Annotated in this window: 10 protein-coding genes; 5 read left to right on the forward strand and 5 right to left on the reverse strand. The window is 74.4% G+C overall.

Annotation, left to right across the window (positions count from 1 at the left end; all coding sequences use genetic code 11):
* Nucleotides 1–108: 108 nt before the first annotated feature.
* From recC to ACI3EY_RS13265, 4 genes are read left to right on the forward strand one after another with little or no spacing between them, the layout of a single operon-like run.
* Complete coding sequence (gene recC / locus ACI3EY_RS13250; protein ID WP_405040697.1) at nucleotides 109–3,627, forward strand: exodeoxyribonuclease V subunit gamma; 3,519 nt, start codon at nucleotides 109–111, stop codon at nucleotides 3,625–3,627.
* On the forward strand, nucleotides 3,627–7,094 hold the full coding sequence (locus tag ACI3EY_RS13255; protein WP_405040698.1) for a UvrD-helicase domain-containing protein: 3,468 nt from the start codon (nucleotides 3,627–3,629) through the stop codon (nucleotides 7,092–7,094). Before recC ends, ACI3EY_RS13255 begins: the two co-directional genes overlap by 1 nt.
* A complete protein-coding gene (gene recD, locus ACI3EY_RS13260; protein WP_405040699.1) occupies nucleotides 7,091–8,983 on the forward strand; it encodes an exodeoxyribonuclease V subunit alpha in 1,893 nt (630 codons plus the stop codon). The genes ACI3EY_RS13255 and recD overlap by 4 nt, the downstream gene beginning before the upstream one ends.
* Nucleotides 8,983–9,744 carry a class I SAM-dependent methyltransferase gene (locus tag ACI3EY_RS13265; protein ID WP_405040700.1) on the forward strand — a complete coding sequence of 254 codons (762 nt, stop codon included), beginning with the start codon at nucleotides 8,983–8,985 and terminating at the stop codon, nucleotides 9,742–9,744. The genes recD and ACI3EY_RS13265 overlap by 1 nt, the downstream gene beginning before the upstream one ends.
* Here the strand turns inward: ACI3EY_RS13265 and ACI3EY_RS13270 are convergent.
* The 4 genes from ACI3EY_RS13270 to ACI3EY_RS13285 all read right to left on the reverse strand — a co-directional run bounded on the left by ACI3EY_RS13270 (nucleotide 9,741) and on the right by ACI3EY_RS13285 (nucleotide 14,950).
* Nucleotides 9,741–10,733: an electron transfer flavoprotein subunit alpha/FixB family protein gene (locus ACI3EY_RS13270; protein ID WP_405040701.1), complete on the reverse strand. Its 993-nt coding sequence runs from the start codon at nucleotides 10,731–10,733 to the stop codon at nucleotides 9,741–9,743. The two genes, ACI3EY_RS13265 and ACI3EY_RS13270, sit on opposite strands and share 4 nt — an antisense overlap.
* Nucleotides 10,730–11,506, reverse strand: a complete 777-nt coding sequence (locus ACI3EY_RS13275) for an electron transfer flavoprotein subunit beta/FixA family protein (protein WP_405036690.1) — start codon at nucleotides 11,504–11,506, stop codon at nucleotides 10,730–10,732. The genes ACI3EY_RS13270 and ACI3EY_RS13275 overlap by 4 nt, the downstream gene beginning before the upstream one ends.
* Before the next feature lies 1 nt (nucleotide 11,507).
* Entirely contained in the window at nucleotides 11,508–14,051 is a 2,544-nt protein-coding gene (locus tag ACI3EY_RS13280; RefSeq protein ID WP_405040702.1) for a GcvT family protein, read from the reverse strand.
* 80 nt (nucleotides 14,052–14,131) lie between these two features.
* Entirely contained in the window at nucleotides 14,132–14,950 is an 819-nt protein-coding gene (locus ACI3EY_RS13285; RefSeq protein ID WP_405040703.1) for an IclR family transcriptional regulator, read from the reverse strand.
* A gap of 147 nt (nucleotides 14,951–15,097) precedes the next feature.
* Here ACI3EY_RS13285 and ACI3EY_RS13290 point away from each other — a divergent pair, with 147 nt between their 5' ends.
* Nucleotides 15,098–16,474 carry an aminomethyltransferase family protein gene (locus ACI3EY_RS13290; protein ID WP_405040704.1) on the forward strand — a complete coding sequence of 459 codons (1,377 nt, stop codon included), beginning with the start codon at nucleotides 15,098–15,100 and terminating at the stop codon, nucleotides 16,472–16,474.
* A gap of 9 nt (nucleotides 16,475–16,483) precedes the next feature.
* On the opposite strand, the gene ACI3EY_RS13295 is transcribed toward ACI3EY_RS13290, so the two are convergent.
* Nucleotides 16,484–17,263, reverse strand: coding sequence for an IclR family transcriptional regulator (locus ACI3EY_RS13295; RefSeq protein ID WP_405040705.1), 780 nt, complete (start codon nucleotides 17,261–17,263; stop codon nucleotides 16,484–16,486).
* Nucleotides 17,264–17,272 lie beyond the last annotated feature (9 nt).

The raw sequence follows: 17,272 nt of genomic DNA on the forward strand, positions 1-17,272 counted from the left end.
GGTCGCGACACAACGCACGCCCGGTCAGAGCACAACGCTCGCCCGGTCGGTCTGGGGTGGGTCGATGGGTGGGTGGGGGTTGTCGTCGCCGCTGGTTAGGGTCGTTGTGTGACGCTCTTCGTGCACCGCGCCCGGGACACCGCCGTCCTGGCTGCCGGGCTGGCCGAGCTCCTCGCGACGCCGCTGGCGGACCCGTTCGCGCAGGAGGTCGTCGCGGTGCCCGCCAAAGGTGTCGAACGCTGGCTTGCGCAACGCCTGTCGCACACCCTCGGGGCCGGAACCTCCGACGACGGCGTCTGCGCCGGGATCCGCTTCCTCAACCCGCACTCCCTGGTCTCCCTGGTCCTCGGCGTCGAGCGGGACGACCCGTGGCACCCCGACCGCCTCGCCTGGCCGGTCCTGCGGGCGGTCGACGCGAGCCTCGACGAGGAATGGGCCGCGACCCTGGCCACCCACCTCGGGCACCGGGTCGAGGGCACCGAGGGCGAGCTGCGCCGCGGCCGCCGGTATGCCGTGGCCCGCCGCCTGGCCGGACTGTTCGCCACCTATGCGGCGCAGCGTCCGGCGATGGTCGCCGACTGGCGTGCCGGGGATTCCGGTGACGGCGTCGGTGGGCAGGTCGAGCCGGACCTGGCCTGGCAGCCCGAGCTCTGGCGACGGGTGCTGGACCTGGTCGACGCCGAGCCCCCGGACGTCCGCCAGAGCGCCGTCGTCCAGGCCCTGGCCCAGGGGCGGATGGAGGACCTGGAGCTCCCGGGGCGCCTGTCCCTCTTCGGGCACACCCGGATCGCCCGGAGCGAGATCGAGGTGATCGCCGCCCTCGGCGAGCACCGGGACGTGCACCTGTGGCTGCCCCAGTCCTCCCCGGCGGCCTGGGACACCCTGGCCGGAATCTCCGCGGAGGGCCCGGTCCCCCGGGACACCGACGGGTCCGCCCTGCTGCTGTCGAACCCGCTGCTGGCCAGCCTGGGTCGGGACGCGCGTGAGCTGCAACGCACCCTCGCGCTGGTCGGGGCCGAGGACCGCCCGGTCGAGCGCACCCCGACCACCGGGGCCGGTGGCTCCCCCACGCCCCCCTCCCTGCTCTCCCTGCTCCAGGAGGACCTGGCCGGTGACCACGTCCCCACCGGGGCCGAGCGGGCGGACCGCCGGGTCGGTGCCGAGGACCGCAGCGTCCAGGTGCACGCCTGCCACGGGCAGTCCCGCCAGGTCGAGGTGCTGCGCGACGTGCTCGCCGACCTGCTCGAGCAGGACCCCGACCTGGAGCCGCGGGACATCCTGGTGATGTGCCCCGACATCGACGCCTACGCCCCGCTGCTGCACGCCGGCTTCGGTCTTGCCGAGGCGCTCCCCCGGCCGGTTGCGACGGACACCGGGTCAACCCCGGACGAGGCCCCCACCCACCCCGCGCACGGTCTGCGGGTGCGGCTGGCCGACCGTGCACCGCTGCACGCCAACCCCCTGCTGCGCCTCGCCGCGCACCTGGTCGAGCTGGCCGGCAGCCGGCTCACCGCGAGCGAGGTCCTCGACCTGGCGAGGTCGGCCCCGGTCCGCCACCGGTTCGGGCTGGAGGACACCGACCTGGAGCGGCTCGGGGACTGGACCACCGGCGCCGGGATCCGGTGGGGACTGGACGACGAGCACCGCGCCGCCTATCAGCTGCCGCACCTGTCGCAGAACACCTGGCGCTCCGGGCTGGACCGGATCCTGGTGGGGGCCGGCGTGGACGGTCGCGACACCGACCACCTGGGCACCACCCTGGCCCTGGACGACCTCGACAGCGGCGACCTCGACCTGGCAGGCCGCTGGGCCGAGCTGGTGGCGCGGCTGGGCGAGAGCCTGACCGCGCTGCGCACCGCCGGCACCGCGGACGAGTGGGTGTCCGCCCTCCGGGAGAGCGTGCTCGGCCTGGCCAGCACCCCGCCCCGGGACGCCTGGCAGGTCACCCAGCTGCACCGCGAGCTGGACCAGCTGGCGGCCGCCGCGCAGGCCGACCACCCGGTGAGCCTGTCGGTGTCCGACGTCCGCGCCCTGCTCGCCGAGGCCTCCGCCGGACGCCCCACCCGCTCCAACTTCCGGACCGGCACCCTCACCGTCTGCACGATGGTCCCGATGCGCTCGGTCCCGCACCGGGTGGTATGCCTGGTCGGCCTCGACGACGGCGTCTTCCCCCGCAGCTCCACCCCGGACGGTGACGACGCCACCGCCCGCCGCCCGGTCACCGGGGAACGCGACCCGCGCAGCGAGGACCGGCAGCTGCTGCTGGACGCCGTGATGGCGGCCACCGACACCCTGGTCGTCACCTACACCGGCTTCGACGAGCACACCGGCCTGCCCCGGCCGCCGGCGGTGCCGTTGGGTGAGCTGCTGGACGCGCTCCGGGGCACGCTCTCCCCCGACTCACCCCGGCTGCACCCGTTGGTGACCCCGCACCCGCTGCAGCCCTACGACGCCCGCAACCTCGGCGCCACCGGTGCTGGGCAGCCGCCGCTGCTGCCGGGGGACCGGCCTTTCAGCTACGACCCGTCCGCGCTGGAGGGCGCACGCAGCGCGCACAGCGAGCGGGTCGAGCGCACCACCCCGGCCACCGCGGTGCTGCCCGCACCGGACGCCCAGGGCGCCGGCGGACCCACCGACCCGGCGGCGGACGTCGACCTGGAGGAGCTGCTGCGCTTCTTCGACAACCCCGCCCGCGCCTTCCTGCGCACCCGCCTGGGGCTGCGCCTGCCGCAGGTGCCCGAGGAGCGGACCGAGGGCATACCGATCGAGCTGGACGGCCTGCAGAAGTGGGCGATCGGCGAACGCATGCTCGCCGCCGTCCTGGACGGACGTGACGCCGGCACCATCGAGGACGCCGAGCTGTGGCGGGGGGACCTGCCGCCCCGCTCGCTCGGCGCCGAGGTGCTGCGCGAGGTCAAAGGACGGGTCCAGCTGGTCGCCGGGGCCACCTGGCACGCCGTCGGCCAGGGCGGCTGGGGCATCCCCCTGGTCCGCGAGGTCGCCGACGTGGAGCTGACGCTGCCCAGCGGCAGGCGCCTCACCGGGTCGGTCCCCGGGATGGTCGGCCCGCACGCACTCACGGCGACCTACTCCACCGTCCGCGCCAAGCAGCGGCTGCGCTCCTGGATCACCTCGCTGGCGCTGGCCGGGGCGCTGGGACCGGAGAGCCGCAGCCACCTCGTCGGCCAGAAGCAGTGGGGCCGCGCCAAGGGCGGTGTCCACCACACCCACGGGCCGCACGACCCGGCCAGGGCGCTGGAGCTGCTGGACCAGCTGGTCGACGTCCGGGACCGCGGCCTGCACGAGCCGATCCCGCTGCCGGTCGCGACCTCCGCGAAGTGGGCACAGAGCTACCTGGGCGGACCCGGCGACCCGGCCGCCGCCACCCTGGACGCCAACCGCGAGTGGCAGAGCCCGGACGGTGACCACGGCTTCCCGAAGGAGCAGGACGACCCGAGCCAGCTCTACGTGCACGGGGGCCAGCTGCCGCTGGTCCAGATCCTCGGCACCCCCCGGGACGACGAGCGCTGGGAGCCCGGCGTCGACCACCGTCTCGGACAGCTGGCGCTGCGGGTCTGGCGACCGGTCCTCACCGGGGACGCCGAGCGGACGGAGCGGGCCGGCTGATGCGCGAGTTCTCCATCACCGACGAGCTGCCCTCCGGCACCGTGCTGCTCGAGGCCAGCGCCGGCACCGGCAAGACCTGGACCATCGCCGCACTGGTCACCCGCTTCGTCGCCGAGGGGCACGTCCGGCTGCCGGAGATGCTGGTGGTCACCTTCGGGCGGGCCGCCAGCCAGGAGCTGAGGGCCCGGGTCCGTGAGCAGCTGGTCAGCGCCGAGCGGGCACTCGCCGACGCAGGCACAACCGATTCAGGCACCACCGACGCGAGCACGCCCGCCGACGACGCGGCCGACGCCATCGCGACCACCGGCATACCGGACGCCCCCCGGGACGACCTGCTGGACCTGCTGCTGACCGGCTCCCCCGACGAGCTGTCGGCGCGCCGCCGCCGGCTGCGGACCGCCCTCTCGGAGTTCGACGCGGCGACCATCGCCACCACCCACCAGTTCTGCCAGCAGGTGCTGCGCAGCCTGGGCACGGCCGGCACCGCAGACGCCTCCGCCGTCCTGGTGGAGGACCTGGACGACCTGCTCGTCGAGGTCGTCGACGACCTCTACCTGCGCGCCTTCGCCCAGCGCGACGAGGCCCCGTTCTTCACCCGCGCCGACGCCCTGGCGCTGGCCCGCACGGTCGTCGACGACGTGCACGCCACCCCGGTCCCGACCGGCGCCCTGCCCGACTCCGAGCCGGGCCGCAGGGTCCGTTTCGCGCACGCCGTCCGGGCCGAGCTGGACGCCCGCAAGCAGCGCCTGCAGGTGATGCACTACAACGACCTGCTCACCCAGCTCGCCGACGCCCTCGCCGAGCCCGGCTCCCCGGCCAGGGCCCGGATGCGGCAGCGCTGGCAGGTGGTCCTGGTCGACGAGTTCCAGGACACCGACCCGGTGCAGTGGCAGGTGCTGGAGCGCGCGTTCGCCGGGCACGCTCGCGCGATGGTCCTCATCGGCGACCCGAAGCAGGCCATCTACGCCTTCCGCGGCGGTGACGTCGTCACCTACCTGTCCGCCGCCGACACCGCGACCGACCGACGGACGCTCCCGCGCAACTTCCGCTCCGACCCCGGGGTGGTCGACGCGCTCGGCACCCTGCTCGGGGGCGCCGAGCTGGGGGACGAGCAGATCGTCGTGCACCCGGTGCGCGCCAACCACACCGCCTCCCGCCTGCAGGGGGCCCCGCACGACGCCCCGGTGCGGCTGCGTCAGGTGCTGCTCACCGACCACCTGGGCAGGGACACCCGGATGCCCACGGTGCGGCCCTACATCGCCCGCGACCTGGCCCAGGACATCGCCGCCCTGCTCGCCTCGGACGCCACCTTCGAGGGCCGGCCGCTGCAGGCCCGGGACGTCGCGGTGCTGGCGCACCGGGCCAAGGATCTGCAGGAGGCGCAGCGGGCGCTGCAGGAGGTCGGCATCCCCGCGGTGAGCACCGGCGGGTCCTCGGTGCTGCAGAGCCGGGCCGCCGAGGACTGGCTGACGCTGCTGGAGGCGATGGTGGCCCCGCACCGCGCGGTGCTCACCCGCGCCGCCGCCCTCACCGACCTGGTCGGCCGCACCCCCGGGGAGCTCGCCCGTGGCGACCAACGCGCCGAGGACGAGCTGGACGACGCGCTCGGTCAGGTATGCCGTGACCTCGCTGCCGTCTACGCGCGGCAGGGGCTGGCGGCGGTGCTGGAGGTGCTGACCGCACGCGGCCTGCCGGGCCGGGTGCTGGCCCAGGTCGGCGGCGAGCGGATCCTCACCGACCTGCGGCACGTCGCCCAGCTGCTGCACGAGGTCGCCCGGCGGGACGAGCTGGGCCTGGTGGCGCTGCTGGACTGGCTCCGCTCGCAGATGGCGACCGACGGGCCGCAGTCGGCCGGGGCGCGGACCCGGCGGCTGGACAGCGACGCCGCCGCGGTGCAGCTGGCCACCATCCACGGCAGCAAGGGGCTGCAGTACCCCGTGGTCTACCTGCCCAGCCTCGCCGACCGCTGGGTCAGCGACGCGCCGAGGATCCCCCTGTTCCACGACGAGCCTCCGGAGCGGACCCGGTGCCTGGACGTGGGCGGTGAGCACCCCGCCAACCCCGGCTGGGCCGACTCGGTGCGGGCGCACAAGGAGGAGGACGCCGGGGAGTCGCTGCGGCTGCTCTACGTCGCGATGACCCGGGCCCAGTCCCAGGTGGTGACCTGGTGGGCGCCGGTCAACAACGCCACCAGCTCCGCGCTGCACCGCCTGCTCTTCGGTCGGGCACCGGGCGGAGGTGCCGTGCCCGCGTCGGTCCCGGTGCAACGCCGCGACGAGCTGGCCGGCGAGCTGCTGGGCCGGTGGGCGCAGGAGGGGGCCTTCAGCCTGGAACGTGCCGACCCGACCCCCGTCGTGCCCGCCACCCCTATCCCGGGCCCGGGCACGATGGGCCTGGGACGGTGGACCCGGAGCGTCGACGCCCAGTGGCGGCGCACGTCGTACACCGCGCTGTCCAGCCCCGCCGAGTCCGGCACGGACCGCGGCGCCGGGGTCGGCAGCGAGCCGGAGACCGGCCTGACGGCCCGGGAGGACGAGCCGGACGCGCCCGACCCGGTGACCGAGACCAGCCCGGCGCTGCCCGGGCTGGTCGCCCCGGTCGGCGGCGCGGTGCCCTCGCCGATGGCCGATCTGCCGGTCGGTGCCACCTTCGGGTCCCTGGTGCACGCCGTCCTGGAGGAGGCCGACCTGCAGGCACCGGACCTGCGCGCCGAGCTGCTGCGGCACATCACCGAGCAGCGGGTGTCCTGGCCGGTCGACCTCGACGAGGGCGGACACGAGCTGCTGGCCGACGCCCTGGTGGCGGTCTGCGACAGCCCGCTGGGGCCGCTGGCCGACGGGGCCACACTGCGCGGGATCGGGCGATCGGACCGGCTCTGCGAGCTGGACTTCGAGCTGCCGCTGGCCGGGGGCGACCTGCGACGTGGCCGGGGCGAGCAAGTGCCCGCCCCGCTGCTCGGGGACCTGGCCCCGCTGCTGCGCGCGCACCTGCCGGCCGGTGACCCGGTCCGCGGCTGGGCGGACGTGCTGGACGAGACCCCGGACCTGGCCGGGCAGCAGCTGCGCGGCTACCTCACCGGGTCCGTCGACGTGGTCCTGCGCACCGGCGGCCGCTACCTGGTGGTGGACTACAAGACGAACTGGCTCGGCCAGCCGGACCAGCCGCTGACCGCCGCGGACTACCTGCCGGAGCGGCTGCACGAGGCGATGGGCCACTCCTCCTACCCGTTGCAGGCCCTGCTCTACGCCGTGGTCGCGCACCGGTTCCTGCGCTGGCGACTGCCCGGCTACGACCCGGCCCGACACCTGGGCGGGGTGCTCTACCTCTACCTGCGGGGCATGTGCGGCCCCGACACCCCGGACGTCGACGGGCACCCGTGCGGGGTCTTCTCGTGGCGGCCCCCGGTGCGGTTGGTGACCGGCGTCTCGGACCTCCTCGACGGCCGCGGCCAGGGGGTGGACCGGTGAGCACCGCCCTGATGGAGCTCTTCGAGCCCGCCGGCGAGCACGACCGTCGGTTGGCGCTGGCCGCGACCGGTGCGCTCGGCGAGCTGAACCGTGCCGGGGTGCTGACGGCCGCCGACGTGCACGTCGCGCAGGCCCTGGCCCGGGCCGTCGGGGAGCGGGACCCCGATGTGGTGCTGGCCGCGGCGATGGCCACCCGCGCGGTGCGCTCCGGGTCGGTGGCCCTCGACCTGCGGGCCCTCTCCGACGCCGGGGCGCAGGCCCTGCCCGACCTGCCGTGGCCGGAGCCGGACAGCTGGGCGGACACGGTCGCCGGGAGCCGGCTGGTGGCCGAGGGCGCCCTGGTCCTGGAGCACGGGCTGCTCTACCTGCAGCGCTACCACCACCAGGAGAGCCAGGTGGTCGCAGACCTGCAGGCCCGGGCCGCCCTGCCGCCGCCCGACATCGCGGAGGACACCCTGGCCGCCGGGCTGGAGCGCATCTTCCCCGGCACCGGGTATGCCGAGCAGCGCGCCGCCGCGCAGGTCGCCGCCCGCTCCCGCACCAGCATCATCACCGGGGGGCCAGGCACCGGGAAAACCACCACCGTGGCCGGAGTGCTCACCCTGCTGGCCGAGCAGGCCGCGGCCGCCGGGCAGCGCCCGCTGCGCGTGGGGCTCGCCGCCCCGACCGGCAAGGCCGCGGCCCGGGTGAAGGACGCCCTCGACGGGGCGCTCGCGGAGATCCTGGACCGGACCCAGGACCCCCGGTCCCGGGAGGTCGTGGAACGCCTGCACGGGCTGGAGGCCCGCACCCTGCACCGGCTCTTGGGCTGGCAGCCGGGCAGCCGCAGCCGGTTCCGGCACCACCGGGGCAACCGGCTGCCGCACGACGTGGTGCTGGTGGATGAGGCGTCGATGGTCTCGCTGACCCAGATGGCACGCCTGCTGGAGGCGCTGCGCCCGCAGGCCCGGCTGATCCTGGTCGGCGACCCGGACCAGCTGTCCTCGGTGGACGCCGGAGCGGTGCTGGCCGACCTGGTGGCCGGTGCCGCCGCGGGCGAGCAGCCGGACGTCCCGGTGGTGGCGGTGGCCCGGCTGGAGACGGTGCACCGCTTCGGCGAGACCATCGGCGCGCTGGCCCTGGCCCTGCGCACCGGCGACGCGGACGCGGTGGTGGCGTCCCTGTCGGCGGCGCATCCGGAGGGCGCGGTGCAGTGGCTCGCCGACCCGGACCCGCAGGCATACCTGCGACCGCTGCTCACCCGGCGGGCCCGGGCGGTGCTGGCGGCCGCCCGGGGTGGCGACGCCGAGAGCGCCCTGACCGCGTTGGCCGGCCACCGGCTGCTGTGCGCGCACCGGGAGGGTGAGCGGGGTGTCCGCCACTGGAACCACCTCACCGAGACCTGGCTGGGTGAGGAGACCGGGCTGACCTTCTACGAGCCGATGTACCTCGGGCGGCCGCTGCTGGTGACCGCCAACGACTACGCCACCGGCGTGCTCAACGGGGACACCGGCGTGGTCGTGGCGTCCCGGACCAGCGAGGGCGTCCCGGTCCGGATGGCCGTCATCGACGGGGCCGGCGGCCGGCACCGGTTCGCGCCCGGCCGGCTCGGCGACGTGGAGACGATGCACGCGATGACCATCCACAAGGCGCAGGGCAGCCAGGCGGACGAGATCACCGTGCTGCTGCCCGAGCTGGACAGCCCGCTGCTCACCCGCGAGCTCTTCTACACCGCGGTCACCCGGGCCCGCCGGTCGGTGCGGGTGGTGGGCTCCGAGGAGGTGGTGCGGGCGGCCGTCGAACGCCGGGTGGTCCGGGCCAGCGGGCTGCGTCGCCGGCTCGCCACCGGCGCTGCGGCGGACACGGACACGGCGACGACGACCGGCACCAGCACGGAGTCCGGCCCCTGATGCGACCGTTCGAGAAGCTCGTCGACGAGGCCGAGCGGGCCGACGTGACCGGGTGGGGCTTCGGCTGGCTGAAGGGACGCGCCACCGAGGAACGACCCCCGTGGGGGTATGCCCGGCTGCTCGCCTCCCGGCTCGCCCGCGTCGACTCCGCGCTGGACCTGGACACCGGCGGTGGCGAGGTCGTCGCCGAGGCCCCGGCGCTGCCCCGCAGGATGATGGTGACGGAGGGATGGCCGCCGAACGCGGCCCGTGCCCGCGCGCTGCTCGGCCCCCGCGGGGTGCAGGTGCTGGAGGTCCGTCCCGGGGAGCCGCTGCCGGTGTCGGACGCGAGCGTGGACCTGGTCAGCGCCCGCCACCCGGTGGCCCCGGACTGGGTCCAGGCCCATCGGGTCCTCCGTCCCGGCGGCAGCTACCTGGCCCAGCACGTCGGCCCGGCCTCGGCCTTCGAGCTCATCGAGCAGTTCCTCGGGCCGCTGCCCGCGTCGACCCGTTCGGCACGGGACCCCGCCGCCGAGGCCGCGGCCGCCGAGCGGTCCGGGCTGGAGGTGGTCGACCTGCGCACCGCCCGGTGCCGGATGGAGTTCCACGACATCGGTGCCGTCGTCTGGATCCTGCGCAAGTGCGTCTGGTGGGTGCCGGACTTCTCGGTGGCGACCTATCTGCCTCAGCTGCGGCGTCTGGACGAGCGGATGCGCGCCGGTGACCCGGTCGTGGCCCACTCGACCCGGCACCTCGTCGATGCCGTCCGCCCCGGCGGTTAGCCGAGCTCCTCCAGCACGGCCGGCAGCACCTCGTGCATGTCGCCGATGACGGCATACCGCGCCTTGGTCACCATCGGCGCCTCCCCGTCGGTGTTGACCGCGATGATCGTCCTGGACGAGCTGCAGCCGGCCCAGTGCTGGATCGCGCCGCTGATCCCGCACGCCAGGTACAGGTCGGGGCTGATCCGGCTCCCGGTCTGGCCGACCTGCTCGTGGTGCGGGCGCCACCCCAGGCTGGTCACCACCCGGGAGACACCGACCGCGCCGCCGAGCCGCGCCGCGAGGGCCTCCACGTCGGCGAACCGGTCCGCGCCGCCGACCCCGCGGCCGACACCCACCACGACGTCGGCGCCGGTCAGCGCCGAGGTGTCCCCGCCCGCACGCTCCTCGACGCGCACGACCTGCGCGGCCAGGTCGGTCTCGCTCAGCTCCACCGCGACCTCGCCGACCCGGGCCGGGCCAGGGCTCGGTGACGGCTCCGGGGCGACGGCGTGCCCGGCGACCGAGGCGACCGCGAGGCCATCCTCGGCCCGTAGCGCGACCCTCTCCAGGACGGCGCCGCCGACGACCTGCCGCTCCACCTCGAGCGGCTCGTCCTGCACGACCGCGACGACGTTGCACGGCATCGGCACGCCGCGCACGGCAGCGACGTGGGCCAGCACCTCGTTGCCGCGGGCGGTCCCACCCGCCACGAGGTATGCCGCTCCTCCCGCCTCGGCGGCGGCGTCGACGACCCGCGCCCAGGCCCGGGCGGCATACCGCTCCAACCGCGGCTCGCCGGTGACGTGCACCGTCCGCACGCCCTGCTCGCGGCAGTGCGCGAGCACCGCCTCGGGCGGCGCACCGGCGCAGGGTAGGCCGACGAGCACGGCGTCGACGTCCTCCCCCGGCAGCGACCGGGCGAAGGTGAGGACTTCCTGGGACACCACCGACAGGCCCGCGCCCTCGTCGCCGAGGTCCTCCGGCTCCACCACGACCAGCACGCTCATCGCACGACTCCCAGCTCTCGCAGCACATCGACCAGCCGCGACGCGCCGGCCTTCCCCTCACCGAGCACCTCGACGTCGTTGGCCGGCGGCGGCAGCACCCGCAGCCCCAGCCGTCCGCTGCCCTGCGGGGCGCCGGAGGGCTCCAGCACCTCGACGCGCGCCTTCTTCGCCTTCATCCGTCCGCTGATGTTGGGGTAGCGCGGCTCGACCCCGCCCTCCCACACGGTGAGCACGGCCGGCAACGGGACCTCGAAGACCTCCGTCGGGCCGGACACGCTGGAGCGCACGTCCAGCCGGTCGCCGGAGACGGCGACCGCAGCGTTCTGCGCACCCGCCACGACAGGCCGGTCCAGCAGGTGCGCCAGCCGGATCCCGACCTGGTGGTCGCCGGTGTCCGCGGCGTCGTTGCCGACGAGCACCAGGTCGAACGGCCGCCCCTCGCCCTCTCGGGCCCGGACGACCTCGGCGATCGCGGCCGCGACGTCGGCCGGCCCGTAGTCGTCGGCGGAGGCGTCGATCCGGACCGCCTCGTCGGCCCCCACGGCGAGCGCGGCGCGCAGCTGCTCGACGCTGTCGTCGCCGCCGAGGGTGAGGACGGTGACCGAGCCGCCGGTGTCCGCGGCGACGGTGACCGCGATCTCGACGGCGCACTCCTCGTGGCTGCTCATGGTGTAGCCGGCGTAGCGCCCGTCGACACCCCCACCGTCGGCTGTCAGGACGACCTCACCGGTGCTGTCGGGCACCCGCTTCACGCAGACCAGGACGTCGGTCATCTCAGGCGCCTTCCTCGGCATACCGGCCCTTGACCCGCAGGTTCTCCGGGTCGAGCAGCGGGGTCGCGTCGACGCCGGCGACGGTCACCGGGTAGAGCTCCTCCATGTAGGACACGGTGAGCCCGGTGCCGACGACGGCCTGCTCCGGCGGCAGGAAGGCCATCAGCACGTGCTTGCCGAGGCTCGGCGCCGACGCCGCGGAGGTGACATAGGGGTGGTGCCCGTGGCCGTCGGTGAGCTGCTCGCCGTCGGGCCCGAGGACGGGTTCACCGCCGAGCATGTATCGCTTGACCCTGCTGGCCGAGGTGTGGTCGTCCACCGTCAGCGTGCACAGCACCGCCTTCGGTGGCTGCCCGGCCTGGGCCAGCACCGCCTCCTTGCCGATGAAGTCGGCGTCCTTTATCCTGGGCCGCTCCATGCCGGTCTCGGAGAGGGTGCGCTCGGCGTCCAGCTCGGCTCCGTAGGCGCGGTAGCCCTTCTCGATCCGCCCGGTGGCGGTGTAGACCCCGATGCCGACGGGGACGACCCCGTGCGGACGCCCCGCCTCGATGAGCCGCTCCCACAGCTGGGCGCCGGTCTCGATGGGCACGTAGAGCTCCCACCCGAACTCACCGACGTAGGAGATGCGCGACGCCAGCACCGACAGGTCGCCCACCTCGATGAGCCGGCAGGTGCCGAAGCGGAGGGTCTCCGGGGACAGGTCGTCGGGACGATCGACGAGCCCGGCGAGGACCTCCGAGGCGCGTGGGCCCCACACCCCGATCGTGGAGTATGCCGAGGTCAGGTCGACCAACGAGGCACCCTCGGGCAGGTGGTCGGCGAACCACTTCTTGTCCACCATGCCGTGGGCGCCCCCGGTGACGACCCGGAAGTGGTCGTGCCCGAGCCGCATCACCGTGAGGTCGGAGCGGAAGCCCCCGGTCTCGTCCAGCACGGGGGTGTAGACCACCCGCCCGATCGCCACGTCGGCCTGGGCCACGACGATCCGCTGGATCCCCTCCAGCGCGGCCGGGCCGAGGACGTCGAAGATCGCGAAGGCGGTGAGGTCGACGATGCCGCCGCGGGCCCGCATGGCCAGGTGCTCGGCGTTGATGATCGGGCTCCACCAGCGGGCGTCCCACTCGTGCTCGCGGGGCATCACGGCCTCGCCGAACTCCTCGAGCAGCGGCTCGTTGGAGGCATACCACTGCGGGCGCTCCCACCCGGCGGCCTCGTGGAACACGGCGCCGAGCTCGCGCTGGCTGGCGTGCATGGGCGAGAGCCGGATCGACCGGGAGCTGCTCCACTGCTCGGCGGGGTGCACGATGCCGTAGGTCTTGTTGAAGGCCTCGCCGGTGCGGGCGCGGATGTGCGCGCGGGTGCGCTGGTGGGGGTAGAAGCGGGCGATGTCGCTGTGCCCGAGGTCGATCTCCGGGTGCCCGTGGGTCATCCACTCGGCCACCGCCCGGCCGACGCCGGGGCCCTCCTTGATCCAGACCGCGGCGCACGACCACAGGCCGCCGACCTCGGGGGTCTCGCCCAGCACCGGTGCCCCGTCCGGGGTGAGCGAGAGCAGGCCGTTGATGGCATACCGGATCTCCGCGCGCTCGTCGCCGAGCAGCTCGGGCATCAGCTCGAGCGCCTGCTCCAGCTGCGGGTCGAAGTCGTCCTCGGTGAAGGGCATCTCGGTCGGGGAGAGCTTGGCCTGGGCGATCGAGGGGATCTCCTCCGGCTCGTGCAGGATCGCGCGGTGGGCGTAGGAGCCGACCTCCATGTCCGAGCCGTGCTGGCGCTCGTAGCAGAAGGTGTCCATGTCGCGGACGATCGGGACGCTGATCTCCCCGTCCGTCGCGGCGAGCGGGGCGCAGGGGCCGACCGAGATCATCTGGTGCACGGCCGGGGTCAGCGGGATGTGGGCACCGGCCATCCGGGCGAGCTTGGGGCTCCACACGCCGCAGGCGATCACCACCACCGGGGCCTCGATCGTCCCCCGGTCGGTCTCCACCGCGCGGATCCGGCCGCGCTCCACGCTCATCCCGGTGACCTCGACGTTGGGCACGGTCGCCAGCGCGCCGGTGGCCTGGGCCGCCTCCCGCATGAGGGTGCCGGCGCGCAGCGAGTCGACCACCCCTACCGAGGGGGTGTAGAAGCCGCCGACCACGACGTCGGGGTCCACGAAGGGCACCAGCTCCACGATCTCGGCGGGGGTGACCAGCCGGGACTCGATCCCCCAGGCCCGGGCCGAGGACATCCGGCGGCGCAGCTCCTCCATCCGCTCCTCGGTGCGCGCGACCTCGATGCCGCCGGACTCGGTGAAGACGCCCAGCTCGCGGTACTGGCGCACGGAGTCCAGCGTCAGGTCGGTGATCTCCCGGCTGTGGTCCACCGGGAAGATGAAGTTGGAGGCGTGCCCGGTGGAGCCGCCGGGGTTGGGCAGCGGTCCCTTGTCGATCTGGACGATGTCGGTCCAGCCCAGCCGGGCCAGGTGGTGGACCAGCGCGTTCCCGACGATGCCGGCCCCGATGACCAGCACGTCGCAACGATCCGGGAGGGCGGAGGTGCTCATCGACACAGACCCTTCGCAGTGCGTAATGCGCAACTAGGCGCATATGACGCAACTATCGTGCGTTGCTGCGGTCCGGCCTGTCAAGGGCTTGCGGCGGGACGGCCGGCACCGGAGACCGACGACGTGCCGTGCCAGCCCAACCGGGCGGAGACGTCCTCGGCGGCCCGCAGCAGCAGCGGCACCAGCTCCCCCACCCGCGCCGGCCCGATCCGGAACGTCGGACCGGAGACGCTGATCGACGCGCAGAGCTCCCCGTGCGCATTGCGCACCGGCGCGGCGAGGGCGGTGAGGCCCACGTCCAGCTCGTCCCGGACGAGCGCATACCCCTGCGCCCGGGCCCGGAGCACCAGCTCCTCCAGCGTCGCGGGGTCGGTGACGGTGTGCTCGGTGTAGCCGGCCGGGGCGGAACCCCACGCCCCGAGCCGCACCGACGGCGGCAGCTCGCTGACCAGGATCCGACCGTTGGCGGTCGCGTGCAGCGGGACGTGCTGGCCTACCCAGTTGTACGCGGTGATGGTGGAGGACCCGATCACCTGGTCCACGTACAGCGCGGACCGGTCGGCCAGCACCGCGACGTTCACCGTCTCGTTGGTCCGCGCCGCCAGCACCCGGCATACCGGACGCGCCTCCTGCACCAGGTCCAGCCGTGCGTTCGCCGCGCCCGCCAGCCGCAGCACCCCCGGTCCCAGCCGCACCCGCCCGCGCACCTCCGGCTGCTGCACCATCTCGTGCTCGGCCAGGGCCGCGACCAGCCGGCTCGCGGTCGACCTGTGCACGCCCAGCGCGGACGCCAGCTCGCTCACACCGAGCTCCCCGTCCCGGGCCAGCAGCCCCAGGATCGTCAACGCCCGGTGCACCGACTGCACGACCCCTGAACCCTCCGCCCGCTCGGTGCGCATGAGGCAACACTACGGCGCGCTGTTGCGTATGGCGATGACCGTTGCACCCTCCGCGTCACCTGCGGTAGCGTCGAGGGCACGCTGGACCACAGCCCACCGCTCCGGTCGGACCGCACAGGCCGACCCCGCACCGCAAGGAGGGCGCCGATGACTCTCGAGCCGAGCACCGCGACCCACCCGGACAACGCCGAGCACGCCGCCTCCCAGGCGGCCTCACCGCCGAGCACGCAGCACAACCACCCGAGCGTGGAGCAGGGCCGGACCGTCCCGGTCAACCTGCGACAGACCGGCCCGACCCCGGTCGAGCTGCTGATCTCGACGCGGATCCGCAAGTCGCCCTACTGGCACCTGTCGGTGGCCGCCGGGGTCTGGCGCGCCGAGGTCTACAACCGCGTCTACCACCCGCGCGGCTACCTCTCGATGGACGAGGGCGGGCCGCTCGCCGAGCACGAGTCCGTGGTGAACGACGTGACCATGTGGAACGTCGCGGTGGAGCGGCAGATCCAGGTCGTCGGCCCGGACGCCGAGGCCTTCGTCAACTACGTCATCACCCGGCAGGCCACCAAGATCTCCCCGATGCACGCGCGCTACGTCATCCTCTGCAACGAGGCCGGCGGCATCCTCAACGACCCGGTGCTGCTCCGGCTGTCCGAGGACGAGTTCTGGTTCAGCGTGTCCGACTCGGACCTGATGCTGTGGCTGCAGGGGGTGAACGTCGGCAAGGGGTACGACGTACGCATCCAGGAGATCGACGTCTGCCCGGTGCAGATCCAGGGGCCACGCTCGGAGGCGCTGATGCGGGACCTCATCGGCCCCGCGGTCTCCGACATCCCGAACTACGGCCTCGCCCGCGCCGAGGTGGCCGGGCTGCCGGTGATCGTCTCGCAGACCGGTTTCACCGGGGAGAAGGGCTACGAGATCTACCTCTTCGACGCCACCCTGCACGCCGAGGAGATGTGGAACGCGGTGCTGGAGGCCGGCGCCGCCCACCACCTGCGGGTCATCGCCCCCGCCCACCCACGGCGCGTCCAGGCCGGCATCCTGTCCTGGGGCCAGGACATGGACGCCGAGACCTCACCGCTGCAGACCAACCTGGCCTACCAGGTGCCGCGGATGAAGGAGCAGGACTACATCGGCAAGGCGGCGCTGGAGGCCCAGCGCGCCCAGCTCGAGGCCGGCACCCCGCCGTTCAGCCAGATGCTGGTCGGGATGACGCTCGGCGGACGGCCGATCACCGACTACGCCCCCGACTTCTGGCTGGTCGGCATGGTCGGGCAGGACGACCCGGTCGGCTATCTCACCTCGCCGTGGTACTCCCCCGAGCTCGGCACCAACATCGCCCTGGGTTACGTCCCGGTGGGGCTGAGCCAGCCCGGGACCCAGCTGCGGGTGTGGCTGCCCGACGAGTATGCCGACACCCCCGGGGAGCCGGTCGACGCGGTGGTCGTGCAGGTGCCCTTCCGCCCCTCGGTCAACCCGAACACCCGGGAGCTGCTCAAGGACGAGGGCAAGCAGTTCCTCTGAGGGGCCCGCTCAGCCGTGCCAGCCGAGCCGGGCCGACACGTCGGTCGCGGCGGTGCGCAGCGGGGCCAGCAGCTCCCGTTCCCGCTCCGGGTCCATCCGGAACGAGGGACCGGACAGGCTGATCGAGGCGATCAGCTCGCCGTGCGCGTTGTGGACCGGGGCCGCCATGGCGGTGAGCCCGATGTCGAGCTCGTCGCGCACCACCGCGTAGCCCCGCTCCTTGGCGAGCGTCACCAGCCGCTCCAGCTCCGCGGGCCGGGTCACCGTGTGCGGGGTGAAGGCGGTCAGCTCACCCCAGGCCTCCGGACGCTCGGCCGGGGCGAGGCCACCGAGCAGCACCCGGCCGTTGGAGGTGGCGTGCAGCGGGATGTGCTGACCCACCCAGTTGTAGGAGGTGATCGTCGAGGGGCCCAGCGCCTGGTCGACGTAGAGCGCGGTGTGCCCGGCCATCACCGCCACGTTCACGGTCTCACCGGTCTGCTCGGCCAGCACCCGGCATACCGGACGCGCCTCCTGGACCAGGTCGAGCCGGGCGGTGGTCGCCCCGGCTAGCCGCAGGATCCCGGCCCCCAGCCGCAGCGGGCCCCGGGCCTCCGTCTGCTCGACCAGGTCGTGGGCGGCGAGGGCGGCGACCGTCCGGCTGACGGTGCTCTTGTGGACCCCGAGCTCGTCGGCGATCTCCCCCAGGCCGGCGTCTCCGGTACGGGCCAGGATCTCGAGGATGGTCAGGGCGCGGTCCACGGACTGCACCGGGGACCGGTCGCCGGCGTCGGTCTCCTCATCGGCCATGAGGCGATG

The organism is Serinicoccus shuyuelongi, from assembly GCF_045032955.1.
In the GTDB taxonomy this organism is placed as follows: domain Bacteria; phylum Actinomycetota; class Actinomycetes; order Actinomycetales; family Dermatophilaceae; genus Ornithinicoccus.